25 protein-coding genes are annotated in these 21,873 nt (G+C 36.0%); 8 read left to right on the top strand and 17 right to left on the bottom strand.

Annotated features, from left to right (window positions below; all coding sequences use genetic code 11):
* Window positions 1–4: 4 nt before the first annotated feature.
* Window positions 5–1,129: an FIST signal transduction protein gene (locus tag AsAng_RS29130; protein ID WP_264790683.1), complete on the bottom strand. Its 1,125-nt coding sequence runs from the start codon at window positions 1,127–1,129 to the stop codon at window positions 5–7.
* 194 nt (window positions 1,130–1,323) lie between these two features.
* The gene (locus tag AsAng_RS29125) at window positions 1,324–2,715 is read right to left on the bottom strand and encodes a sigma-54-dependent transcriptional regulator (RefSeq protein WP_264790682.1); all 1,392 of its coding nucleotides are present in this window, start codon (window positions 2,713–2,715) and stop codon (window positions 1,324–1,326) included.
* Window positions 2,716–3,205: 490 nt separating this feature from the next.
* On the opposite strand from AsAng_RS29125, the gene AsAng_RS29120 reads away from it, so the two are divergent.
* Window positions 3,206–3,643 (top strand): hypothetical protein, encoded by a 438-nt coding sequence (locus AsAng_RS29120; RefSeq protein WP_264790681.1) that lies wholly within the window; start codon window positions 3,206–3,208, stop codon window positions 3,641–3,643.
* A gap of 82 nt (window positions 3,644–3,725) precedes the next feature.
* Here AsAng_RS29120 and AsAng_RS29115 read toward each other — a convergent pair whose 3' ends face one another.
* From AsAng_RS29115 to AsAng_RS29100, 4 genes are all read right to left on the bottom strand, one after another.
* Entirely contained in the window at window positions 3,726–4,250 is a 525-nt protein-coding gene (locus tag AsAng_RS29115; RefSeq protein WP_264790680.1) for a hypothetical protein, read from the bottom strand.
* Window positions 4,251–4,283: 33 nt separating this feature from the next.
* Window positions 4,284–5,324: a PorP/SprF family type IX secretion system membrane protein gene (locus AsAng_RS29110; protein ID WP_264790679.1), complete on the bottom strand. Its 1,041-nt coding sequence runs from the start codon at window positions 5,322–5,324 to the stop codon at window positions 4,284–4,286.
* Window positions 5,325–5,336: 12 nt separating this feature from the next.
* On the bottom strand, window positions 5,337–7,031 hold the full coding sequence (locus AsAng_RS29105; RefSeq protein ID WP_264790678.1) for a gliding motility-associated C-terminal domain-containing protein: 1,695 nt from the start codon (window positions 7,029–7,031) through the stop codon (window positions 5,337–5,339).
* 119 nt (window positions 7,032–7,150) lie between these two features.
* Window positions 7,151–7,282 carry a hypothetical protein gene (locus AsAng_RS29100; RefSeq protein ID WP_264790677.1) on the bottom strand — a complete coding sequence of 44 codons (132 nt, stop codon included), beginning with the start codon at window positions 7,280–7,282 and terminating at the stop codon, window positions 7,151–7,153.
* Between the two features lie 75 nt (window positions 7,283–7,357).
* Here AsAng_RS29100 and AsAng_RS29095 point away from each other — a divergent pair, with 75 nt between their 5' ends.
* From AsAng_RS29095 to eno, 4 genes are all read left to right on the top strand, one after another.
* Window positions 7,358–7,894: a phage holin family protein gene (locus AsAng_RS29095; RefSeq protein WP_264790676.1), complete on the top strand. Its 537-nt coding sequence runs from the start codon at window positions 7,358–7,360 to the stop codon at window positions 7,892–7,894.
* A gap of 131 nt (window positions 7,895–8,025) precedes the next feature.
* The gene (locus AsAng_RS29090; RefSeq protein WP_264790675.1) at window positions 8,026–8,976 is read left to right on the top strand and encodes a pseudouridine synthase; all 951 of its coding nucleotides are present in this window, start codon (window positions 8,026–8,028) and stop codon (window positions 8,974–8,976) included.
* Window positions 8,977–9,074: 98 nt separating this feature from the next.
* Window positions 9,075–9,455: a Rid family detoxifying hydrolase gene (locus AsAng_RS29085; RefSeq protein WP_264790674.1), complete on the top strand. Its 381-nt coding sequence runs from the start codon at window positions 9,075–9,077 to the stop codon at window positions 9,453–9,455.
* Between the two features lie 419 nt (window positions 9,456–9,874).
* Window positions 9,875–11,167, top strand: coding sequence for a phosphopyruvate hydratase (gene eno / locus AsAng_RS29080; RefSeq protein ID WP_264793593.1), 1,293 nt, complete (start codon window positions 9,875–9,877; stop codon window positions 11,165–11,167).
* A 120-nt stretch (window positions 11,168–11,287) separates the two neighbouring features.
* Here eno and AsAng_RS29075 read toward each other — a convergent pair whose 3' ends face one another.
* From AsAng_RS29075 to AsAng_RS29065, 3 genes are all read right to left on the bottom strand, one after another.
* Window positions 11,288–11,725 (bottom strand): nuclear transport factor 2 family protein, encoded by a 438-nt coding sequence (locus AsAng_RS29075; protein ID WP_264790673.1) that lies wholly within the window; start codon window positions 11,723–11,725, stop codon window positions 11,288–11,290.
* 107 nt (window positions 11,726–11,832) lie between these two features.
* A complete protein-coding gene (locus AsAng_RS29070) occupies window positions 11,833–12,270 on the bottom strand; it encodes a MarR family winged helix-turn-helix transcriptional regulator (protein WP_264790672.1) in 438 nt (145 codons plus the stop codon).
* A 201-nt stretch (window positions 12,271–12,471) separates the two neighbouring features.
* Window positions 12,472–13,083 carry a hypothetical protein gene (locus AsAng_RS29065; RefSeq protein WP_264790671.1) on the bottom strand — a complete coding sequence of 204 codons (612 nt, stop codon included), beginning with the start codon at window positions 13,081–13,083 and terminating at the stop codon, window positions 12,472–12,474.
* Window positions 13,084–13,447: 364 nt separating this feature from the next.
* Between AsAng_RS29065 and AsAng_RS29060 the strand changes: the two genes are divergently transcribed.
* Both AsAng_RS29060 and AsAng_RS29055 read left to right on the top strand, forming a co-directional pair.
* A complete protein-coding gene (locus AsAng_RS29060; RefSeq protein ID WP_264790670.1) occupies window positions 13,448–14,695 on the top strand; it encodes an ABC transporter permease in 1,248 nt (415 codons plus the stop codon).
* A 71-nt stretch (window positions 14,696–14,766) separates the two neighbouring features.
* Window positions 14,767–16,011: an efflux RND transporter periplasmic adaptor subunit gene (locus AsAng_RS29055; protein ID WP_264790669.1), complete on the top strand. Its 1,245-nt coding sequence runs from the start codon at window positions 14,767–14,769 to the stop codon at window positions 16,009–16,011.
* A gap of 166 nt (window positions 16,012–16,177) precedes the next feature.
* Here the strand turns inward: AsAng_RS29055 and AsAng_RS29050 are convergent, their stop codons facing one another.
* The 3 genes from AsAng_RS29050 to AsAng_RS29040 all read right to left on the bottom strand — a co-directional run bounded on the left by AsAng_RS29050 (window position 16,178) and on the right by AsAng_RS29040 (window position 18,364).
* Window positions 16,178–16,720: a hypothetical protein gene (locus AsAng_RS29050; protein WP_264790668.1), complete on the bottom strand. Its 543-nt coding sequence runs from the start codon at window positions 16,718–16,720 to the stop codon at window positions 16,178–16,180.
* A 15-nt stretch (window positions 16,721–16,735) separates the two neighbouring features.
* The gene (locus tag AsAng_RS29045; RefSeq protein WP_264790667.1) at window positions 16,736–17,761 is read right to left on the bottom strand and encodes a DHH family phosphoesterase; all 1,026 of its coding nucleotides are present in this window, start codon (window positions 17,759–17,761) and stop codon (window positions 16,736–16,738) included.
* Window positions 17,762–17,875: 114 nt separating this feature from the next.
* A complete protein-coding gene (locus AsAng_RS29040) occupies window positions 17,876–18,364 on the bottom strand; it encodes a DUF6495 family protein (RefSeq protein ID WP_264790666.1) in 489 nt (162 codons plus the stop codon).
* Window positions 18,365–18,958: 594 nt separating this feature from the next.
* Between AsAng_RS29040 and AsAng_RS29035 the strand changes: the two genes are divergently transcribed.
* Entirely contained in the window at window positions 18,959–19,375 is a 417-nt protein-coding gene (locus AsAng_RS29035; RefSeq protein WP_264790665.1) for a hypothetical protein, read from the top strand.
* An 11-nt stretch (window positions 19,376–19,386) separates the two neighbouring features.
* On the opposite strand, the gene AsAng_RS29030 is transcribed toward AsAng_RS29035, so the two are convergent.
* From AsAng_RS29030 to msrB, 5 genes are all read right to left on the bottom strand, one after another.
* Window positions 19,387–19,776: a hypothetical protein gene (locus AsAng_RS29030; protein ID WP_264790664.1), complete on the bottom strand. Its 390-nt coding sequence runs from the start codon at window positions 19,774–19,776 to the stop codon at window positions 19,387–19,389.
* 102 nt (window positions 19,777–19,878) lie between these two features.
* Window positions 19,879–20,091: a hypothetical protein gene (locus tag AsAng_RS29025; RefSeq protein WP_264790663.1), complete on the bottom strand. Its 213-nt coding sequence runs from the start codon at window positions 20,089–20,091 to the stop codon at window positions 19,879–19,881.
* On the bottom strand, window positions 20,072–20,377 hold the full coding sequence (locus tag AsAng_RS29020) for a hypothetical protein (protein ID WP_264790662.1): 306 nt from the start codon (window positions 20,375–20,377) through the stop codon (window positions 20,072–20,074). The genes AsAng_RS29025 and AsAng_RS29020 overlap by 20 nt, the downstream gene beginning before the upstream one ends.
* Before the next feature lie 284 nt (window positions 20,378–20,661).
* Entirely contained in the window at window positions 20,662–21,225 is a 564-nt protein-coding gene (locus tag AsAng_RS29015) for a potassium channel family protein (RefSeq protein WP_264790661.1), read from the bottom strand.
* Window positions 21,226–21,311: 86 nt separating this feature from the next.
* The gene (msrB, locus tag AsAng_RS29010) at window positions 21,312–21,755 is read right to left on the bottom strand and encodes a peptide-methionine (R)-S-oxide reductase MsrB (protein ID WP_407655354.1); all 444 of its coding nucleotides are present in this window, start codon (window positions 21,753–21,755) and stop codon (window positions 21,312–21,314) included.
* Window positions 21,756–21,873 lie beyond the last annotated feature (118 nt).

The raw sequence follows: 21,873 nt of genomic DNA, 5'->3' as shown, positions 1-21,873 counted from the left end.
TAACTTAGTTAAAGGTCCCTATAACAATCGTTTTATTGAAAAAATAAAGTGGTCCCTCTCCATCAGATGAAATTTCACCTAGTGATAAAATTCCTGTTAGCACCAAATCAGGAGTATTCTCTTGAATGATATTGGTTATTGATTTTAGTTCTTCTTCAAATTTATCCTCCAAAAACAATACTCTAGAAATGCAATCCACCGTAAAGATTTGATTCGGCTTGTTTCTTGCTCCAAGTATTGATTCACTTGCTGCAATTTGGGCAGATTTAATTAAGTTATCAGCTTGTCCTTTTAAAATATTTAAGACAGAATGGCTTTCAATTTCACCAACACAAATTAATTCTCCATCCTCTCCAACAGCAATAGGGTCTCGCACGATGTCCTCCTGCCCTTCCATTCTAATTCCAAAAGGATATCCCTTTGCAATACCAAAAAAGTTGTCTGCTTCGATGGATTGCGAACTATCCTTATCTACAATGCTTTTGTAAACCTCAAAGGCATTTTTCCAATTTAACTCGTATATTATATTTTTGTAGGTCTTGGTTGCAATAATAGGACCTTCTAATTCTTTCCACCCATGCTGAACACCCAAACTAACAGGTGCATCAATACAACAAATAATTCCCGCATCCTTTAGCATTCCCTCTGAAGTTATCAGACAAGGCTTTTGTTCTAAAGAAAGAGAACCTCCCCCTCCTCCTATATAATTGACAGAGTTTCCCAAGCTATTATAAAGATCTGCCAAAAAATCGGCAATATAAGGTGACAAGCCATCCACTAAGACAAAAATCGTAGACTCCTGTTCCTCCTCTTGATAATCAAGAATTTTATCCTCACTAAACAACGTTTGTTCAGATAAGGTAGATAGGTCTTGTATAATTTCTATTGGCTTACCAAGCCGATACCTAACCAACACAACCCCCTTGTCAAAATTTTGATCGTTATAAATTATACCAGGAAAAAAAGCTCCAAAAAAAGCAATCTCCTTTTTGTTGAGCTCGTCAATTAGCCCTGTATAATTAATAACGGTTTGTTCCCCAAATAAAAAAATAACTACCTCATTTGAATCTAGTTCTAAAGTAGTTATTGCAGCAAGTATACTCTGAATAGTTGGATTTGGTAAATACATAAGATTCAAATTTATAGACCAATAATTAAAATTTAGTAGCACACTTTTTCTTAAACACTTAAAATGTATCCAAAGAAAAGAAGGTATTAAAGCAAAAACCTCATTCAACAAGGTTCTGATTATTTGGGAATTTTAACTGGGAGCCTAATAGACAAATTGCTTCTTATAAAGGGAACAAAACCTATAAAGAAAAATCAATACTTTTTTACCAATTCACTTAATTCTCTATCCTCCTTAAGCATTTTATAAATGGTAGATTTTCCGATGTCCAATTTCTTAGCAACGACCATAACGTTGCGATATTTCTTTAGATAATGATAGACAATTTTATTAACGTATTCTTTGATGGTTAATTCCCCATCTAGTAAATCCATTGTTTTCTGAGGGCTTCTAAACTGAATACTGCTGCCCTCTATTCGTTTACCAACGGTTAGCACAGCAGCCAATTCAATAATAGATTTTAATTCTCTTACATTTCCAGGATAATTATAATTCATCAACTTGTTTTTTGCCTCTGATGACAATTGAAGTGTATTGCGCTTAGGATTGGCCTTTTTAAAGTTTTCTAAAAAATATTGCGCCAAGATTAGAATATCTCCTTCTCGTTCTTTTAATGGTGGTAATTCAATGGGTAAGCCCAGTATTCTATAATATAGATCTTCTCTGAAATTGCCTTTTTGCACCTCTTCAGCTAAGTTTTTGTGCGTAGCAACAATAATTCGTGCATTAAATTTGACAGGCTCTGCTCCCCCAACACGAACAATCTCTCGTTCTTGGATAGCTCTTAATAATTTGGCTTGCAAACTGATGTCCATATCGCCAATTTCATCCAAAAAAAGCGTTCCCTTGTCTGCCAATTCAAACTTTCCTTGTTTTCGGGCAATCGCTCCAGTAAACGCCCCTTTCTCATGTCCAAACAATTCACTTTCTAGCAAATCTCTAGGAATAGCACTCATATTGACGGCTACAAATTTTGCCTTTTTTCGAGATGAATTGTAATGAATTGTTTTGGCAACTACTTCCTTCCCTGTTCCAGTCTCTCCTGTTATCGAAACCGTTATTTCATTTTCTACAGCACGTTCTAATAAATTAAAAATATGCTTCATAGCATCACTAGTACCAATCAACATATTTCCAAACTGGTATTTTTCAGACAGCTCTTCCTTCAGTTGGGATACCTCTTCTATCAATGAAGAATTTTCCTTTAATAGATTAACGCTATTCAATAAACGTTCTTGCGTTTCGTTATCCTTGGTCAAATAGTCAGAAGCTCCTTGTCTAAGTAAGTTGATTGCTGTTGCAATATCTCCCTGTCCAGACAAAACAATTACTCGTATATTTTTATCATAATTATGGATTTTTTTCAATAACTCCTCACCATTCATATCAGGCAGGCTATAATCAATAGATACAATCGTTGGATTTAAATGCAATTGTTCTATACAAGCTTGCCCTGTTTCAAAGACATAAACTTCATGATCAGGGTTTAATTCCATAGTATATTTGACCATTTTACAATACATTGGTTCATCTTCTACTACAAATATCCTTATTGCTTGCCTCCTTTTATAATTATATCGCTTCATGATGCTATTAATTTAGTTTGTACTGTACGTTGTCCATTAGTAATTAATAAAATGCATTAAGAAATATAAGGAATATTTTCGCATTTTCCAAAAAAAACATCCCAAAAAAGGAAAAAGTCTAAAATATGGAAATAATATAAAAAATAAAAATCATAAATCTCTATTAATCAATAAGTTAAGCATTGGCTTACTTTTAACTACTCTCAATAGTAACCCCTTGTATATTAAGGACTAACCTTATCTCCCCTCTTAATTAAGTAGATGGACAAAATTAGTAGTTTAAAAATTGGAGTATATTTTTTTCGCTAACGACTTGCAAAACGTAGCTTTAGCGGGCTAAAGCGAGGCTTTTCAAGGAAGCTTAGCGGACAAAAGATGCCCCATTTAATGTTAATTATTTTTGTCCATCTACTTACTACACCTATTTATTTATAGGATATTAGCCTACTTAAAAATAATATTTATTATAAATATATAAAACCTTATAGTTATGAAAAAGTTAATCCTCATATTTTTCACTTTACTAACAGCTAGTATTCTATTAGGTCAACACTCTATTCAGTATTCACAGAGCAATATTTCAATAGAAAATGATCATTTAATCATTTTTCTAGACACTTCTAAACATCTAGTTATCAAAACTAAAGAAGCAACAACGAATACATTAGGTATTGACATCACCGTTCAAAGTGCTGCTGGCAAAAAAGGAATATTAGAATATTTAAAAAAATCAGGTAGGTACCAGTTAGAAGTATACGCTCCGCCTCAATTATACAGTAGCGTATTAAGAATTAAAAATAAACCCCTTGATGTTTTCATCAATGGAAATAAACTTAGAGAGGTGGTAACTTATACCTTGCATATCCCCAAAGAATTGGATTATGAAATTAGGACTTCATCACAAAAAGAAACGCTAGCGATCAGATAACAACCCTTTGCATCATAACATAAAACTAAATTTGACTTGATTAGGGAGTTGGTACAGGATAAGCTCTGTACTGCTCCCTCTTTTATTGGGTAGAACGGAGTACCTCCTTTAGATCGGGTGTTAAAGGGTAAATATCAACTAAAAAACTATCGATGTCCCCCATCAAGGTTCCATAATGCTCGCCACCACAATTATATCTTGAAGCAGAAAAAGGCTTAGCATCCTCATGACAACGATAAGCAATAGACTGAGTAGTGCCGCCTGTACAACCATTGGCTTCTTTTTTTTGACGGCGTTTGTGAATTTTATTTTTGATAAGTGCTTGTCCGATCCTTGTCAAACCATCCTCAGGCATTTGGTATTTTTTTTGAACCAGCGTATCTCCATAACTATCTACGGTCAACAGGATGCTATCTTTATTAGCAACAATTGTATAACTTCTATGAAAAGGAGGAGGAACAGAAGCATCTCCAAATTGATACGTAAACTGTTCCAATTTTTTTAGTTTTTTTTCCATTTGCTGATAGGATAAAATGTTCTTACAGGCGTTAAAACTAATTGCCAACAATAAAATTAGTAGTAATTTATTAACCCTATAATGTTCCATGTAGTTTATGTTTAGCCTAAGTTTACAACACTCTTATTCTTGTTTTTCCCCTATCTTTTTTTTGGGTTTCTTTTTAAATTTTAATTGTTGCTCTGCTTGCTCAAATGTCCATCCATTCCCATTGCTTCCCAATACATAAGTCAACATAATTTCATGATTCGTTCCCAAATGATTGGTTAAGCCATTAACAGGCAAACTAAAAGCATAGCCCACCCGAAATCGTTTTTTGATATGCACATTGATATCAAAAGATATGGTTCCATCTGTAGAACCTCCAAAACCTATGCCTAACATCTGATGCCAGACATAACGCAAGTGCAAATTTAAGTTCATAGGGCTTGAAGGCGCATATCTAAACCAAATAGATGGGATTAGCATATGTTTTGATTTTTCCTTGAGCGACTTTCTAGTCAGACCATCTTTTTTGCTTCGCAAATCAATTTTCACCCCTGCATTAATATAAAAATGTGCTACTCGCTGGATATTAGACAAGGCATTATCACTGTCAAATTTTACATTCATAGAAATGAGCTGTGGTACAGAAAATCCTACATAATAGAGGTCGCTATAATAAAAAAGCCCTAAACTAGCATCTGGCAATATTTTGAAGTCGTTATTTCCTATAATCAAAGGATCATTGGCATCGTTATAAGCCAATTTAGATCCATCTAGGCGGTATTGGTTCGCAGAAAGTGACAAACCAAGTGATAGGCGATGCCGTTTTTCTTGCCGCTTTTTCTCAGATCCAAACTTAAGATGATAAGCATATTGAAAATTTAACCCTGTAAATGAAGTAGGTCCTGTTTGGTCATGTGTCAATCCCCCACCAAATGCCATGTTTCTTTTTTCATCAAAATGACGAAAATTAAGCATAAAAGTAATGGGGTTATTCTTTACTCCTGTCCATTGGTGACGATAGGCAGCAGTGATGGCGGTTAGGTCTTCCCAACCTACCATAGCAGGATTAATCAATGCAGGGCTGTGCATAAATTCACTTAGTAAGGGCATTTGCTGTGCCTTACTCGTTCCTATGCAGCACATTATACCAACAATAAAACTGTAGATTTTTTTCATTTTCAAAGCACTTTACTCTCGAATAATAGTTACATCTCCTTTTAATACTCCCCATTGACCACCAATATCTAATACATAATAATAGGTTCCTGCTGGTAATTGTCCACCACTATAAGTCCCTTCCCAATCGTTCTGATAATTGTCTGTTCTAAAAACAATATCTCCCCATCTATTGACAATCCTAACCGCATTTTTAGGAAACAATTGTATATTTTTAATTCGCCAAGTATCATTAAAACCATCGTTGTTAGGAGTTAATACATTGGGGATAAAAACAACCTGATTAATATCTTCTCGCACATCAACCAAAACGCTTGCTGTGTCCTTACATCCATCAATATTTTCCACCTCTACCCAATAGGTTGTTGTTTGCAAAGGTGACGCTATTGTTGTTGCACACATATTGCAACTTAAGGCAGTATCAGGCAACCAATTATAAAAGTCGCCTCCTGTAGCCGTTAAACTAGCACTGGTTCCTGCTATAATAATGGTATCAGAATAAGCTGTAGCAGTTACTCCTTGATAAACAGTCAACAAAGTAGTATCACTAACATCACCACAATCTGGGAATGATCCAACCACCCAAATTGGCACCTCTCCAAGTCTTGGTGAAGCTAAATTATAGTAATCTAAACTCCCTGATTGTACCAAAAAAGTATCTACATAAAAATCGTAATTACTGAATGCAGCACCACTTGAACTCGCCGTTAGTAATGTGGTATCTGTTGAACAGATGGAACTAGGATCTACAGTAAGATTTACTGTTGGACTTAAACGAGTCAAAATAAAAGGATTGGGTGTAAAACTAGAAATGGCTTGCTGGCTAGTTCTAGTATCTAAATTATACGTTGTGTTTGTTCCCAACACTCCACTAGCTGCTACGTCCCAAATATTAGCGGTTGTCCATTGCCCTATATCTGCAAAATTTCCATCTTGAGCAGCATCAAAAAACAACTCTACATTCGCCTCCTCTGTCCCCATCGTTCGGCTTATTCTATGATAAAAATTAGGATTTAATTCGCAAATACGATAGGCTCTTAAATTGCGATCCCAACCCTCAAGGCTTGCATCTACATTTGCCATTCTAACCTTAAATGCAGCAGGAGCCGTTGAAGTAGGGTGAATATTAACGGGACGAAAACGTGCCGTCCCCTGTGTTGATCCCACAGGATAAAAATAAGCCGCTGTAGTATTGGTATGGCGCAATAAGCCTCCATCTTTTAAGCTACTTACAAATCCCCAGTTATTGGCGACTTGTAGATGTTCAACTGCCGTCAAATTTGTATTAAAAACGTGTACAACATTGCTATCTACATCAAATTCTCTATCATTCAAACGCAAAAAACCATCTACATAGACATCTATTGTGGCATGCTTTATTCCTAAGTTTTCTAGCCTTAAATCATAAAACCGAGTAATAGAAGTTCCTGTTATGGTTTGGTTGCTTCCCCGAAGGTGAACTACTCCTTCCCCTATACTCGTAAAAGCCTCATTATTGGCGTTATTTTCCCAGTCTCCCCAAAGGTGCAATGCATTGCTATTGTGGAAGGTACCATCTTTATCATTCTGTACATCACCATGCACAGCAACAAAGGCATTTCCCTTGACAGAAATAAGTGCCCCTTGATTGCTTAACATGGGTGTTTGAGCAATGGATTGGAAGGCACAACTTAGGACAAATAAAGATAAGTAGATGATATTTTTCATGTTGGTAATGCGTCATTTATTGATCTGCCAAAAAGACCTATTAGCTCAAAAGCTTGGCTTTCATTAACTCATAAATGTACTATTTTTTTTTCAAATTATGATTTGATTTTTAATTAATTTTATAGCGCTGAATCTTGGCTATCTATGATTTTTCTTTTTACTTTTTGATTAAGTTTGCCCCCTGCTTTATACACTTGGTTTTTACCTTTATTTTTGTAGTCTATTTTTAAATCACAAAGTTCTAAGTACATTGTAAAGTAAATTTTGAACATTTTTATTTTTTTTTCGGTTCTTTAAACACTAGTACTTCATTTAAACCAAAATCAATGTTTGGCAGCAAGAAAACAATTACAGATCGAGTCAAAGAGACACTAACAGAGTATCTAGATACCAAATTTGACGATTATCGTGGTCAAATTGCACTGGATCTAGCTAGAGGATTGGCCTCCTTAGCTGGTTTAATTGCGATTTGGACGTTAGCGATTGTTTGTCTAATGTTTGTTTCTATTGCATTGGCTTTATTATTAGGCTGGATTTTTTCTTTCTTCATGAGTTCTTTTGCTTATGTTTTGAGTTTTTTATTGATTGCTATTGTACTGCTTAGTGTCGCTTATTATATCTTAAAACATAAAGAAAAATACATAGAAGCGCCAGTTTTTAAAATTATGTCTGAAACACTAAGAAGCCCTGAAACATGGGGATTAGAAAACCGTTCTGCTTCAGACAAAGAGCCCAAAGAAACCGAGACAACACCTCATAAAAGAAGTAGCTCGTCTCCAACTAAAGTGATTCCCACTAGAATAGAAAGGAAATCACCCCCAGAGGATATTCAACTCCCTCCCTCCAATGAAGATATTTTATAAGTCCTCTCTTTGCTTTTGTTTGGGTAACAGCAGTAAATAGCTTAACTTTGTCTCATATTTTCATTTAAAGTAAGTTTTATACCATTAAGAATCAGACTAATGTTTTAAATGCTTACTTATATATCCAATACATGAAGCGTAAACCGAATAGAGACAACGATAAGCCATTCAGTAAATTTTATAAGAAAAAAGCAACTGAAGATCCCTATGATGAGGTATCTTATTATGCAGATGCCGAAAAGGAAAAACGCCCTAAAAAGCAGTCTAATAAGAAGAATTTTGATAAAAAAGGTTTTGGCAAGAAAAAATTTGCAAACAAACAGTCTAAATTCAAAAAAAAGGAAGTTCCCACTAGCCACGAAGCGCCTGTAGAAGAAAATATGCGCTTAAACAAATACATTGCTCATGCAGGTATTTGCTCTCGCCGAAAAGCCAGTGAACACATTCAAAACGGCTTGGTTACTGTCAACGATGTTGTCATGTTGGAAATGGGATACAAGGTTCAGGCAGCGGATGTCGTTAAGTTTCAGGATGAGATTGTCCAACCGACTCGAAATCATGTTTACATCCTACTCAACAAGCCTAAAAACGTCATCACAACCCTTCACGATGAAAATGGTAGAAAAACCGTCTTGGATTTTGTATCTGATCTCACCAAAGAACGCATTTATCCCGTTGGTCGCTTGGATCGAAATACAACAGGGTTATTGCTCTTAACCAATGATGGAACGTTTGCACAAAAATTATCGCATCCTAGTTTTGGGGTAAAAAAGGTGTATAAGGCAAAACTGGACAAGGCTTTGCTTCCTCAAGATCTAGAAAAAATACGTCAGACGTTACAGTTAGAAGATGGCCCTGCTCCTGTTGATGCCATTGAATATGGAGACAACAACAAGACGATTGGTATAGAAATTCACATTGGTCGAAATCGTATTGTTCGACGTATTTTTGAGCACTTGGGCTACGAGGTCGTCAAACTAGATCGTGTTCGCTATGCCTCGCTAACCAAGAAAAACATTCCGATTGGAAAATCTCGATTTTTGACCAAACAAGAGATTATTATATTAAAACATTTATCATAGAATTTAGTACTTCTATTTTGAGGTATCAATTCTAGCACTTAAATTTAACCATTGGAGTCTTTTATCCAACCACGACATCTCTTTAACACAATAACATTATGAAACAAATCATCCAAACGAACAATGCTCCTGCTCCTGTAGGTCCTTACAACCAAGCTGTTATTGCCAATGGTATTTTATATGTATCGGGTCAAATTGCCATTGATCCAGCAACTGGCGAATTGGAACAAGGTGGAATCAAATCTGAGACCGAACGAGTAATGCAAAACCTTGCAGGGGTTTTAGCCGAAGCCAATACTACCTTTGAAAATGTGATTAAGTGCACCATTTTTATGTCTGACATGGGGAATTATGCCGCTATAAATGAGGTTTATTCTCGTTATTTTAATGATGATACTGCTCCTGCTCGTGAAGCGGTAGAGGTGGCTAACTTGCCCAAATATGTCAATGTAGAAATTTCTTGTATTGCTACGGTCTAAAAACTTATTCTAATCTTCTTCTAGCTTCAAAATTTGATGATTGTATGGCTGCTTAATTAGTCTGCTCAATCATCAAATTTTCAGGGCTTAAACGGCTACGTTTTCTCCTCATCAAGAACGCATTTTAGCTTTCTTTTTTTGCAGATTTATTCAAAGAATAAAATTTAATTAAGAATTGATGGTTAGGAATTAAATTCCCTTATCTTTGCCTCATTATTAGAGAATAATAGTTCATTAGTTTTTTAGATAAAAACTATGGTTTCTTGGTAACCCAATAGTCGTGCAGCTAATCGCATAAAATTTTAAAATGGGATAGCATACAATTTACTGCTAGAGGGCCTTGCCAAAGAACAAAAATTATTTAAAGGTTAACGAACTATTGAGACAACTAACTATTCACTTTTTCAAGTCATTTATCAATCATGATTATTGAAGATATTTTTGCAAGAGAAGTTTTAGATTCAAGAGGTAATCCTACTGTTGAAGTAGAAGTTTTTACATCTAGTGGTATTATGGGACGTGCGATTGTTCCATCGGGAGCATCTACAGGAAAATACGAAGCAGTAGAGCTTAGAGATGGCAACAAAGACCGTTATATGGGGAAGGGAGTTATTGATGCTTGTATCAATGTAATGGACATTATTACTCCTGAAATTATTGGTCATAGTGTTTTGGATCAAGGGATCATAGATCAAGTTATGTTGGATCTAGATGGCACCCACAATAAGGGGAAATTAGGAGCCAATGCAATCTTAGCGGTTTCGATGGCCATTGCAAAAGCAGGTGCTCAAGAAGCTGGTCTACCTTTATATCGCTATATTGGTGGTGTTGGAGCCAACACCTTGCCAGTTCCTATGATGAATATTCTAAATGGTGGTTCTCATGCCGACAACTCAATTGACATACAAGAGTTTATGGTTATGCCTGTAGGGGCAGATACCTTCCATGAGGGATTGCGTATGGGAACAGAAATTTTCCATAACTTAAAGCAAGTACTAAAAAGCAAGAACCACTCTACAAATGTAGGGGATGAAGGAGGTTTTGCTCCTAACTTAGGTTCTAATGAAGAAGCATTAGAAACGATACTTACTGCCATCGAAAAAGCTGGTTATAAAGTAGGGGAAGATATTTTGATTGCTTTGGATGCTGCTGCTTCTGAATTTTACAATGCAGAAGAAAAAGTGTATCACTTCCACAAGTCTGATGGTCGCAAATTGTCTTCGGGCGAAATGGTGGCTTTTTGGGAAGATTGGTGCAAAAAATACCCTATTGTTTCTATTGAGGATGGTTTGGATGAAGACGATTGGGATGGCTGGAAACTGATGACCGAAAAATTAGGCAACAAACTTCAAATTGTTGGGGATGATTTATTTGTAACCAACACCGAACGTTTGTCTAGAGGTATTGAGCAAAATACAGCGAATTCTATTTTGGTAAAGGTCAACCAAATTGGTAGTATAACTGAAACCATTCAGGCCGTAAATATGGCACATAGAGCCTCTTATACTAGTGTTATGAGCCATCGCTCTGGCGAAACAGAAGATACGACAATTGCCGATTTAGCGGTTGCCCTAAATACAGGACAAATCAAAACTGGTTCTGCTTCTCGTTCAGATAGAATTGCAAAATACAATCAATTGCTTCGTATTGAGGAAGAACTAGGAGATGCTGCTTATTATCCTGGTCGTTCTATTTTTAAGTTTTTGAGATAATACATCAATCGGTTAGAGTGCCTTAGGCTATTTTAACTGTTATTAATATAAAGATTGAAAGAGGTGTCAAAACTGCCATCTCTTTCAAATCTTTGTTTCTCCACGGAACGTTAATCATCATTACTCTACTGTTGTTATAAGTGGTGTGTCACTAATTATTTTCCACAGTCCTTTTTCTTCTTCAACCAACAACAAATAGGTATTAAAATTTAATTTTTTGCCCTTAAAAGTAGCTTTTACAAAAGCATTTTTTCCTTGTATATCAACACTATTAATTGTAACGATTCGGGTATCTCCTCCAATTTTTTTAGCCTTCAATAGTTCAAGGTAACTCTCCTTATTGGTAATGCTAACTTCTTTGCTCCCAAATAGCTGGTTCAGCACCGCACGAAAATCTTTGTGCAAGGTTTTTTCCATTTTAGCAACATTTTGTTGATCGGCATTACTGGCAAAGTTTTCGACTGCTTCAACAATTGCTTTAATAGGATTGGTGTTCGCTACTGCGCTATCAACCGAAATGGCAAAACATAAAATGCTTCCTAATAGTAAATTTTTCATTCTTTTTAATTTTATAAAGTTATAGAAATGGTATTAAATATTTCACTTTCAATAATTGATCTTTATATTATTGACACATCAACAATATACACAAAAAAATAGCCCTGCTATTTATCAAAATTGTCATGAATCTTTTTTAACAAACGATTCAGTAACAATTTTTCATCTTCGCTAATCCCCTCTAAGCCTTTTGCCCTAATTTCAACAGCTGTTGGCAATATTTTTTGCACGAGTGCTGCTCCTTTATCCGTAAGATAAATTCCAAAGGAACGGCGGTCATTGCCCCCTTCCCGTTTAATTAAGTTTTCTTTTTGCAACAAATCTAAAATTCGAGTAATAGAAGCAGGATCTTTGTACGTTGATGTAGCAATTTCTCGCTGGGTTGTTCCAGGACGCTCACTTACTCGTTTTAAAACCACCCATTGGTCGCTAGAAAGTTTCACCCCAATAGTCCCCAATTCTGCCTTGGCATATTTTTTAAACCGCTTAGAAACTCGTTCTAATAAGAAAATATAAACATCATCTAATCGTAAATCTTCACTCATATTTCACATTATCAATTATTGATTTATCAACAATAATAGATCTAAAATTTCAAAAATGCAAGTTTACAGCATTTAATAAGTTCACTTTTTTTATTTTTTAGTAAGAATAAACACACCAATAGCTATAAAAAAGGTGGTTTAAAACTGTACTTAAACCACCTTAATTTTTTAATCTCTCCCACTGTCAAAAAAACAACCTTATTATCCTATAAAACGATTGACCAAATCCACATATTCTTGTGGTAATGTAATTTGGTAAGTAAAAGCAAAAATAATGAGTAGTGTAACAACAAGCCCCAAGACCATGATTCCATTGGCTAACCTAGATGCTTTTTTTCGACCGTTGCTGCGCATGCTTTTAAGCCTTAGCACACAGGCTATATGGGCAAAAAAAGACAAGGTTCCCAACATATAATAAGGAACATAAAAGAAGGCAATCGGCTTGATGTTAACGACCATAGCTGCATAATAAAAATTGGTATCTACCAACAATAAAAAACGCCCTACTAAAGTAGCTGAAGTATGCATCAGCAAGAAGAAGCCTAGGTAGATTCCTGAATAAACCTGTATTTTATTATAAATATCTACCTGCCTCCATCCTCGGTTTCGAACCAATTGAATGCCCGATACAATTTGTGCTAAGATGGCAAACAATAAAAAAGGCTCAATAAAAGGGTTTTGATAAATCAAACGAAATCGATTCATCCAGTCTATGTGCATTTGGACACTGCTAAGCGCCATAAGGTGGTTGCAAAAATGTAGACTGACAAACAAACTCAATACAATCCCTGATATCTGATGTATTTTTTTCATATTTAATACTTAAAGAAGCTACTTGGTACACGATAAAATAGGTAGCCTGTGATGAACAAATTTTAATAGAAGACTGTCCTTTCTATTTTTTTGTGACACAGACGGGAAGTTTTTTTTATAGAGTAGTATGAATCCAAAATGAATCGTTAAAAATAGAGGTATTCGCCTTTTTAATTTTTGGGCTTTTGAATTTTATCTTACTTTTGTAGCCTTAAACCATTCACGGTAGGCAAATCATGTTGTATTGGCTTTTTTTTTGTTCTATCCTAAACTATTTTTTCATTTAATTCCTTTCAATATTATTCATAGAACAAGCCTCTAACCACTTGCTTCATGAATAATTAATTCCAAAAAATTCTCATAAGTGTTTGATAGAGATATATGGCAGGAAATTTTCGGAACAATCCGACAAAATAAACTACGTACAGGACTCACTGCTGCGGGAGTATTTTGGGGTATTTTTATGCTTATTTTTATGTTGGGCATGGGAGATGGTTTAGAAAAGGGGATTCTCAATGAATTTGGAGGACGTTCTACCAATAGTTTATACATTTGGCCCGAAGAAACAAGCATAGCGTACAAGGGAATGCCTGTTGGTCGCTGGGAGTCGTTTAATGTGAGCGACATTAGAGCACTTCGAGAGCAACTGCCCTTTCTGGATATTTTAGCCCCTCGCCATGTTACGAACAATGTTGTTGCTTCCTACAAAACGCAATCCAACAATTTTGGGCTTCGTGGTGAATGGGAGGGAATCTTTCAGGTAGAGTCATTAATTCCAACGCAAGGGCGAGTGCTCAATTACAAGGATGAAGAAGAGGTTCGAAAAGTTGCGGTAATTGGTCGAACGGTTCAAGAAGAAGTATTTGGCAATGAAAACCCCATTGGGAAATATCTTATTGTCAAAGGAATACCTTTTCAGGTGGTGGGCGTTATCAAGTTTGATGGCGAATCCAGAAGGTTGCAAGAAGCAGAAGAAACTATTTTTATTCCGCTAAGTACTTCTTTGCGTCTGTTTGGTAATGGAGAAGATATTTCTTGGTTTGTTTGTACCATTGATGGCAATACAAGAGTAAGTGATGTAGAAGACGATATTATTCAGGTATTAAAATCAAGGCATAGAATTTCGCCTGAGGATCAACAAGCCATTGGTTGTTTTAACCTAGAGAAAGAATATAGAAAGATAACAGGCTTATTTAGTGGAATTCGCTGGTTTTTGTGGATTGTAGGAATCGGTACCTTAATGGCAGGTGTTGTGAGCGTTAGTAATGTGATGCTGATTACCGTAAAAGACCGTACTAGAGAGATTGGTGTCCGCAAAGCAATTGGGGCAACTCCTTGGTCTATCATTAGTTTGATTTTGCTAGAATCTGTATTCATTACCACTTTATCTGGCTATCTTGGGTTGTTGCTTGGCACAGGAATTATATCCTTTATTGATTACTTTGTTTCGGGAATGGATATGAGTGGGCAAATGTTTATGAATCCAGAGGTCAACTTAGGGGTCAGTATAGGGTCGCTTGTTGTTTTAGTGTTTTCCGGTTTATTAGCGGGGCTACTTCCTGCCTTGCATGCTGCCCGAATCAATCCTGTAGAAGCCTTGCGTTCAGATTAAAAAAAAATTTCAAGACTTAGGTTTTGATCTAATCTAAGTTGTTTGTTAATTCACATACACAGTTACTTATAATGAAAAACATAATACTCGGAGTTGTTTTAACCCTGTTTGTATTTTTATCCATTTGGCTAATTTCTTATTTTTATAGTGGTTCGGGTACTGGCGATGCTAGTTATGAAATTACTAGCCCTTATCAGACCTCTATTACGCTCAAATCTGTTGCTACAGGTACCGTAAAGCCAAGAATAGAAATTGTGATTACTTCCCAAGTTTCGGGAATCGTAGATGAGCTATTTGTAAAAGGCGGAGACATTGTCAAAAAAGGCGATCCAATTGCTCGATTGCGTCTGGTTCCTAGCCCTACAGCACTCAATAATGCCAAAGCCAATGTTGAACTGGCTCGTATTCGCTTGGCAGAAGCCAAACGTCGTTATGCTCAACAAAAAGGCATCAACACCAATAAATACGATGTTCAACAGGCAGAAACAGAATTTAATAGAGCAAAAGTTCAAGAAGAAAAATATAAACAACTATTTGAAAATGGAACGATTGCTGAACTTGATTACCTGAACTACAAAACGGCTTTGGAGGTCGCTCAAACAGCACTCGAAAATGCAAAAATAGGCGCTAGTAGTTCCATCAAAGAGCTTGCTTCAAATGTAGATGTTCTTTCGCAAGAATTGGAATCTGCTATTAGCAATGTACAGTTGTTGCAAAAGGGAGTCGCTAGTAAATCGGGTCAAGTTGCCAATATGGTACGTTCTACTGTAGATGGAATGGTCTTGGATGTCAGTGTAGAAGTTGGAGATGCTGTGACAGAACGAAATACCTTTAATGAAGGTACCATTATTGCAGAAGTTGCCAATATGAAAGACTTAGTTTTTGAGGGCAATATTGACGAGTCTGACGTTGGGCAACTCAAAAAAGGAATGCGTCTAGAGTTGACCGTTGGTGCGATTGAAAAAGAAAAATTTGAGGCAGTATTGGATTATATTTCGCCCAAAGGGGTCGAAGAATCGGGCTCTGTCAAATTTGAGATCATTGCCGATTTGGTACAACGTGAAGGCGTTTTCTTGCGTGCAGGTTATAGTGCTAGTGCGGATATTATCTTGGACAAACGTGAGAATGTGCTGGCGATACTAGAACGTGACTTGATGTTTGAGGACAATGGTAAGGTCTATGTCGAAGAGGAGATTGCCGAACAAGAATTTCAAAAGAAATATATAGAAGTTGGTCTTTCTGACGGTATTAACATTGAAATCTTAAAAGGAATTGATACCAGTACCAAAGTAAAAGTACAAGGAGCAACGATGTAGTTTAAATTCTTCTGTCCTTTATTACTATTTTGTTCTAAGTAGTAAGTCGTAAGCTTTGTATTTAAAAGGATACAAGCATACGACTTACTACTATTTTTTTAGAAAACAATAAATGTTAATCTAACCAGTTATTAAAATTTTCACCTTCCTCAGAACCAAAGGTCAATTATTGGTAGGTAAAGGGAAATTTAGGATGCAAATTCAAATTAACAAAAGCAGAATACGCAGTAATCGCTCCACCTCCATTGTAAAACCCGCTCACCTTAAACCGAAAACCCCAAGCTACCCCGTCCAAATCCGTTTCTAAATCCTCTTGCAAACGCTCACTCATTGGATAAGCTTGGAAATACAACTGCTCTAACGTCCATGTTACATCTGGACCGTCCAAATCAATTGGCAAAGCATCATCTGTATGCCCAATCTGTGCTTCTTCTTCTCGAATATGTTGATACAATCCTTCTTTGGAAAGCTGAATGTAATAATCCATCTTGTTGACAATTCGATTGAACAAAGCCTCTTGCTTAGGATGTGGGGTTGCTTTTTTGTCGCCCCAAAGGATAAGCTGAGTGGGCTGTTTCTCCTCCAACTGTAACAAGCCTTCCCAAAAACCTGGAAGTTGCTTTTTATTGGCTCCTCGATTTTTTCGGTAGACCAATTCGCCAAATAGCAGGTGATTTTTTTTCTGTTTTTTATTGAATATTGAGAACATTAATACCTGTATTTTCTAGAGTTCCACGACCAATTCCTTGGTTAATTCTTCCTTATATTGTTGTGTAATCACCTCCTTAAATTGTGCAATTACGTCTTTAAACGGCTTTTTAATGGCTCCACCAGAAGCATTTTTATGCCCTCCTCCATTAAAATGTTCTGAGCAAATTTTTTGAACTGAAAAATCACCTTTAGAACGCAAAGAAAGCTTTACAATATCACGGCGCTCGGTAATCAGCGCTGCACAGCGCATTTTTCTTATTTTAAGAATAAAATTCACCACACCTTCTAAATCCCCTCGCTGTATATTATACTTTTTATGGTCGGCTTGAGAAATGGTAATAATCCCCGTATTATACTCCTCCATCAATTCCAAACAATCAGAAATACAATAGGCCAATAAGTTAAAACTCTTAACGGTATAAGAATTAAAAACTAAGTCTGTCAATTTATTGTTATCTATTCCATTTTCTAACATATTGGCAACAATTCGAAACAAACGGGCAGAAGTCGCATATCGAAACCCTCCAGTATCGGTTAAAATACCAACATATAGTGCATTAAGAATGGATTCATCCAATTGATCAATACCATCCATCATTTCTATAAACTCATAAATCAATTGGCATGTTGAACTCGCTGTAACATCTGATAAAACAGCATTACAAAAGTCTTTGGGCTCTATATGGTGATCGATCATTACCTTATAGGCATTGCTATTTCCGACCAAGGAACTCATTCCTTCGATTCTCCCCAAATCATTATAATCCAAAGCAAAAATCACTTCTGCCTCTTTTAGTATTTGAGCCGAAAACATTCGGGTATTTTCATAAACTAATACCTTATCAAAATCCTTCATCCAATTTAGAAATTGAGGCATTTCCGTTGGCATAATGACGGTAATTCGATGTCCTTGTTTTTTTAAGTAATGGTAAAGCCCTAAAGAAGCTCCTAGAGCATCGCCATCAGGGTTGGCATGAGAGGTGATTACAATCCGCTTCGGGCTTGTTAATAAGTCTCTTAATTGTTCAAAATTTTGCATAATAGGAATTAAAGTTCTTATCTGTTTATTGATGGGGGGAAATCTGTCTAATGGTTTTCCTCGGTTTTATAGTTGTATACAAACATACAAATTATTGCAATTTATTAATACTTTTTAGTGATTTGATGCGGCATACATTTTAACCAAAGCGTCAAACATTGATTTGCTAGCCGTCTGACAACCATCCTTATACATCATGCTAAACACCTCGTCAGGTCGCTCTTTTTCATAGGCTTTATCCATTTGAAAGACCTTTACACTACCCGTTAAGGTCTCTGGATTTGCTAAAATTGCTAGATGTTCGGGGTTGGTCAAATCCTTAGAAGGATCTGTTATTTGTAGCCCAGTCATGGTAATTTTATCAGCTTGGCAATAAAACACTCGGATGGTGTCTTTTGTTCTATGTTGCAAACATTCTATATTAGAAAATACTTTTTCTAATACAATATCACTAAACAATTCAATTAATTCATGTACTCGTTCCGCATTCTTTTCCTTCAAGGCAACCCACTCATCAGCAGTAATCTGGTTGGAGGCTAAAAATTGGATAAAATCTTCTTCTAAAGATTCTAATTCTTCTGTTGTTAATCGTCTAAATCTCATCTTAACTACTTATCGGTTCTCTATGGCAAATTTGTCTTCTTTTAGACTTGAACACATGATGCCAAAATATATTAATAGCCAAAAATACTCATTTTTATTGAACATCTTTTTGTTAATACTCCGTTAATTTTTTGCTTTTTTTTGCAAAAAAGCAAAAAAACATCTTGTATCCGATTGATTATCAAACAACTAACACTTTGAGCAGCAAAATCACATCGTTTTGATAATCAACTGCGTAGCACTCATATAATAATTGAATACGATTAGCTTCGCTGCTACTACGTGAGCCTTGTTACTCACTCTGTTTAGCTGCGCTGCTACTGTGTGGTGTTATGCGCTATCGCTTATGAGCCAGCATAGCTGGGTTCGGGTTTTCAACGGAGTAATGTTTGTATAAATAGTCATTTTAAAACCTAGGCGCAAAACCCTCCTATAAATCAATCCATTTGAAGACTCCAATAAGCCTTTGGGGGCTTCTCACAAAAACCAATTTGCCGCCATTACAACCAATCATCTAGCTATAATAATAATTTTTGGCACCATTATAGAATAAGGTTTATTGAAATATATTCCCAAACCGAAAGACGCCTCAACATGAAACAACGAATTTATTATATCCTCATTTTTTGCCTAATTAGTATCACTAATAATTATGCTCAAGCTACGCTAAAATTTCATCAGACTTTTGCCTCAATGAATGCAGACAAAATAAATATGAATGTTGATAGCGATAACATCACCATCAAAACCATTAAAGGTTCTCGTATTGTTGTTGAAATGCTCATTAAGATTTCGTCCAACAACAGCCGTTTGTTAGAATTTATTGCCGCAGGTGGGCGATACGATTTAGAAAAGAAATTTGATGATAACCAACACACCTTAGTGCTAAACTCAAAAAAAATCAAGGATATTATCACCATTAAGGGAGAAGAAATAAAAGAAGAAATTGGGTATGTCGTTTATGTTCCAGAAACAACCCAATTTGTCCACGACACCATTGCGAGTCGCTAGGCTATATTTTTTTATAAGTTATGGTTATGTTCATGCTGGATTCTTCGAACCTTCACCGCTCTGAATCCATAAAGATTTAGAAAACCCAATGCAATAAAAACAAAAATTGTCCCCACATACAAAATGATACTCGGCAACTCCATAAAATGGACCGACTCAGATACTCTACCTATTACACCTGATAAGACAAAACATCCTGCTGAGAGGTACAACAATGCGGTAGATCGAGTCAGCAATCCCAATTGCTTGATTTTTATATCAGAAACCATGTGTTGAAAAGGGCTACACTTGTTAGATAGCAAATCATTTATTTCAGCACTAATTGCTATGGTCTGTGTAACTGTTGACATAATTATTAATCCGATGGCAGGTAAAATTGTAATCGGTAGATACCATTCCATGTTTTTAAGTTTGATGCTATTCTGAAAAAATGAAGATCCTTTGACTACTACTCCCCTAAGCAGTTTATTCTATTGATTAAGAGTGACCATCAAAGAATGAAACTATTCTTGTAATTCGTCTTGTTGAATTAATTGTTTAAACACCGATTTAGAGAACCTCACATATTCCTCTCTTTCTAGGTCAAAACCAATCCATTGATATCGATTCCCATAAGGGCAAGAGGGGGCTGCTTCCTCCCCTCCAGAACGAAGTTCATAACGACAAGAATCCGCCGAATATTCCTCCATATTTACCTTACGAATTGGTGTGTTCATCTGAATGTTGATAGCTTGTTTTGCATTTTGGGCAAATCAGTTCTTCCCCATTTCCTTGTCGTTTTAAGGCAATCCCCGCAAAGTGTTTGTTGGCATAAGATTGTACCCACCCCACATCGGACTCATTAGTATTTATATCGAGGTTTTCTTTTTGAACGGCCTCATAGAGGTGGTCTCCATATTCATATCTCCCCCAACAATTAGGACAATAGCCTTCTGGATACTTTTGTTCCTCAGCAGTGTTTTTTTTCTTTAAATAATTTAAAAGAGATTGTATTAGACTCATAATTATTGAATTTAATTAAAATAAACGTTTAATCGTTCGTTGATTAGGAATGCTTTAATTAACCAACACTTAAGTAATCGTTCACAATAATTTACAGGAAAAAATAAATCTTTTTGCACTACTCTTCATCAAAAAATTTCGTCTTAGCTCGCTAAGACTTCAACTTTTTTCTTTGATTAGCACTAAAAATAATTCTTTTTTTACCTATACTTTTTTATGCTCGCTTACTTAAAACAAACAAGCTACTGATAATCCATCAAATACAGCTTCCCAACGAACTAATATTATTTATCACTTAGGTATTTTCCGATAACTATTGCTGTAATAAAAGTAAGGTAAAAGTTTCCAACCAAACCTAGAAAAACAGCCATCTTTTTTGCTACTGGGGTCAAGGGAGCAATATCGCCATAACCAATTGTTAATAAACTGACAAAGCTAAAATAATTGAGATTCTGAAAGCGGTTTTCTCCCACTCCTAAATTGCTAAAAGAATTGGGCGTTGATAGTTCTACTAAAGTAAACAAAAAAGCCCCAATAAAGCCCAACATAATAAAGCCTGAAAAAGCTGCTGCAATTGTTTCATTGCCGACCTCTTTAGCCATCAAAATATCTTTGTAGACCTTGACGGAAGCCAATAGAAAATAAATCATAAACAGCCCTCCTATTGTAAATCGTATTAGCAAATCATCAAACCACCAAAATAACAAACACTCTATCAAAAGAATCGCACTTAAGATTAAAGCAAGGATATAGACCCATTTTCTCGCATTTCTAAATAAAAGTAGACCTATTAAAACATTTTGAAGAACAATCGCATGTTGCCAAAAGCCTTCAAAACCATGCGGCATAAAAACCTGCCCAAATAAAAGAACAAGAAGGCTTAGCAGGTAAATTTCATTTTTTTTTTCAGAGCATTCATTTTTCTTGCTTTTGTTTAGGGTAATTTTTTTAATGCAACAGCATTGATACAATAACGTAAACCACTAGGAGGAGGACCGTCTTGAAACACATGTCCAAGATGCGCATCACAAGTATTGCAAACCGTTTCTATTCGATACATCCCAAAACCTTTATCCTTGTGATAAGCCAGTGCATTCGCTTGAAGGGCTTGTGTAAATGAAGGCCAGCCTGTCCCACTTTGAAATTTTTCTTCGCTATCAAACAACGGTGTTTCGCAACAAACACAGGCATATTTTCCTGGCTCAAAAAGATTGCACAAGTCGGAACTATGTGCTCTTTCTGTTCCTTTCTGCCTTGTTACTCTAAATTCTTCAGGGCTGAGAATAGCTTTCCATTCTTCTTCTGTTTTTTCGACTCTTCTATCTGGTTTGGGGTTTCCATTATTAGCCAGTTTGAGTACATCAATCCATTTAAGCATCATTATATTTTTTTAATACTCCGCTGATTTAACTACGTGGTAACTACGTTGCTAGGTAGCTAGTGCGCTATCGCTTATGAGCTCCCTGAGGTCGGTTCGTTATCACTCGTGAGCCAGT

Source organism: Aureispira anguillae (genome assembly GCF_026000115.1).
Lineage (GTDB): Bacteria > Bacteroidota > Bacteroidia > Chitinophagales > Saprospiraceae > Aureispira > Aureispira anguillae.
Note: the sequence above shows the minus strand (reverse complement) of the source record. Positions and strands in the feature narration are given on the sequence as shown.

Excerpts from the sequence above, each read along its gene's own strand:
- AsAng_RS29115 (WP_264790680.1), bottom strand. The coding sequence starts at position 4,250 with ATGGAACATTATAGGGTTAATAAATTACTACTAATTTTATTGTTGGCA.
- AsAng_RS29025 (WP_264790663.1), bottom strand. The coding sequence starts at position 20,091 with ATGAACACACCAATTCGTAAGGTAAATATGGAGGAATATTCGGCGGAT.
- AsAng_RS29100 (WP_264790677.1), bottom strand. The coding sequence starts at position 7,282 with ATGTACTTAGAACTTTGTGATTTAAAAATAGACTACAAAAATAAAGGT.
- AsAng_RS29110 (WP_264790679.1), bottom strand. The coding sequence starts at position 5,324 with ATGAAAAAAATCTACAGTTTTATTGTTGGTATAATGTGCTGCATAGGA.
- AsAng_RS29050 (WP_264790668.1), bottom strand. The coding sequence starts at position 16,720 with ATGTTCTCAATATTCAATAAAAAACAGAAAAAAAATCACCTGCTATTT.
- AsAng_RS29105 (WP_264790678.1), bottom strand. The coding sequence starts at position 7,031 with ATGAAAAATATCATCTACTTATCTTTATTTGTCCTAAGTTGTGCCTTC.
- AsAng_RS29030 (WP_264790664.1), bottom strand. The coding sequence starts at position 19,776 with ATGGAATGGTATCTACCGATTACAATTTTACCTGCCATCGGATTAATA.
- AsAng_RS29035 (WP_264790665.1), top strand. The coding sequence starts at position 18,959 with ATGAAACAACGAATTTATTATATCCTCATTTTTTGCCTAATTAGTATC.
- AsAng_RS29045 (WP_264790667.1), bottom strand. The coding sequence starts at position 17,761 with ATGCAAAATTTTGAACAATTAAGAGACTTATTAACAAGCCCGAAGCGG.
- AsAng_RS29020 (WP_264790662.1), bottom strand. The coding sequence starts at position 20,377 with ATGAGTCTAATACAATCTCTTTTAAATTATTTAAAGAAAAAAAACACT.
- msrB (WP_407655354.1), bottom strand. The coding sequence starts at position 21,755 with ATGCTTAAATGGATTGATGTACTCAAACTGGCTAATAATGGAAACCCC.
- AsAng_RS29095 (WP_264790676.1), top strand. The coding sequence starts at position 7,358 with ATGTTTGGCAGCAAGAAAACAATTACAGATCGAGTCAAAGAGACACTA.
- AsAng_RS29040 (WP_264790666.1), bottom strand. The coding sequence starts at position 18,364 with ATGAGATTTAGACGATTAACAACAGAAGAATTAGAATCTTTAGAAGAA.
- AsAng_RS29015 (WP_264790661.1), bottom strand. The coding sequence starts at position 21,225 with ATGCCGCATGGTTTTGAAGGCTTTTGGCAACATGCGATTGTTCTTCAA.
- AsAng_RS29070 (WP_264790672.1), bottom strand. The coding sequence starts at position 12,270 with ATGAGTGAAGATTTACGATTAGATGATGTTTATATTTTCTTATTAGAA.
- AsAng_RS29085 (WP_264790674.1), top strand. The coding sequence starts at position 9,075 with ATGAAACAAATCATCCAAACGAACAATGCTCCTGCTCCTGTAGGTCCT.
- AsAng_RS29125 (WP_264790682.1), bottom strand. The coding sequence starts at position 2,715 with ATGAAGCGATATAATTATAAAAGGAGGCAAGCAATAAGGATATTTGTA.
- AsAng_RS29075 (WP_264790673.1), bottom strand. The coding sequence starts at position 11,725 with ATGAAAAATTTACTATTAGGAAGCATTTTATGTTTTGCCATTTCGGTT.
- AsAng_RS29120 (WP_264790681.1), top strand. The coding sequence starts at position 3,206 with ATGAAAAAGTTAATCCTCATATTTTTCACTTTACTAACAGCTAGTATT.
- AsAng_RS29065 (WP_264790671.1), bottom strand. The coding sequence starts at position 13,083 with ATGAAAAAAATACATCAGATATCAGGGATTGTATTGAGTTTGTTTGTC.
- AsAng_RS29055 (WP_264790669.1), top strand. The coding sequence starts at position 14,767 with ATGAAAAACATAATACTCGGAGTTGTTTTAACCCTGTTTGTATTTTTA.
- AsAng_RS29130 (WP_264790683.1), bottom strand. The coding sequence starts at position 1,129 with ATGTATTTACCAAATCCAACTATTCAGAGTATACTTGCTGCAATAACT.
- AsAng_RS29090 (WP_264790675.1), top strand. The coding sequence starts at position 8,026 with ATGAAGCGTAAACCGAATAGAGACAACGATAAGCCATTCAGTAAATTT.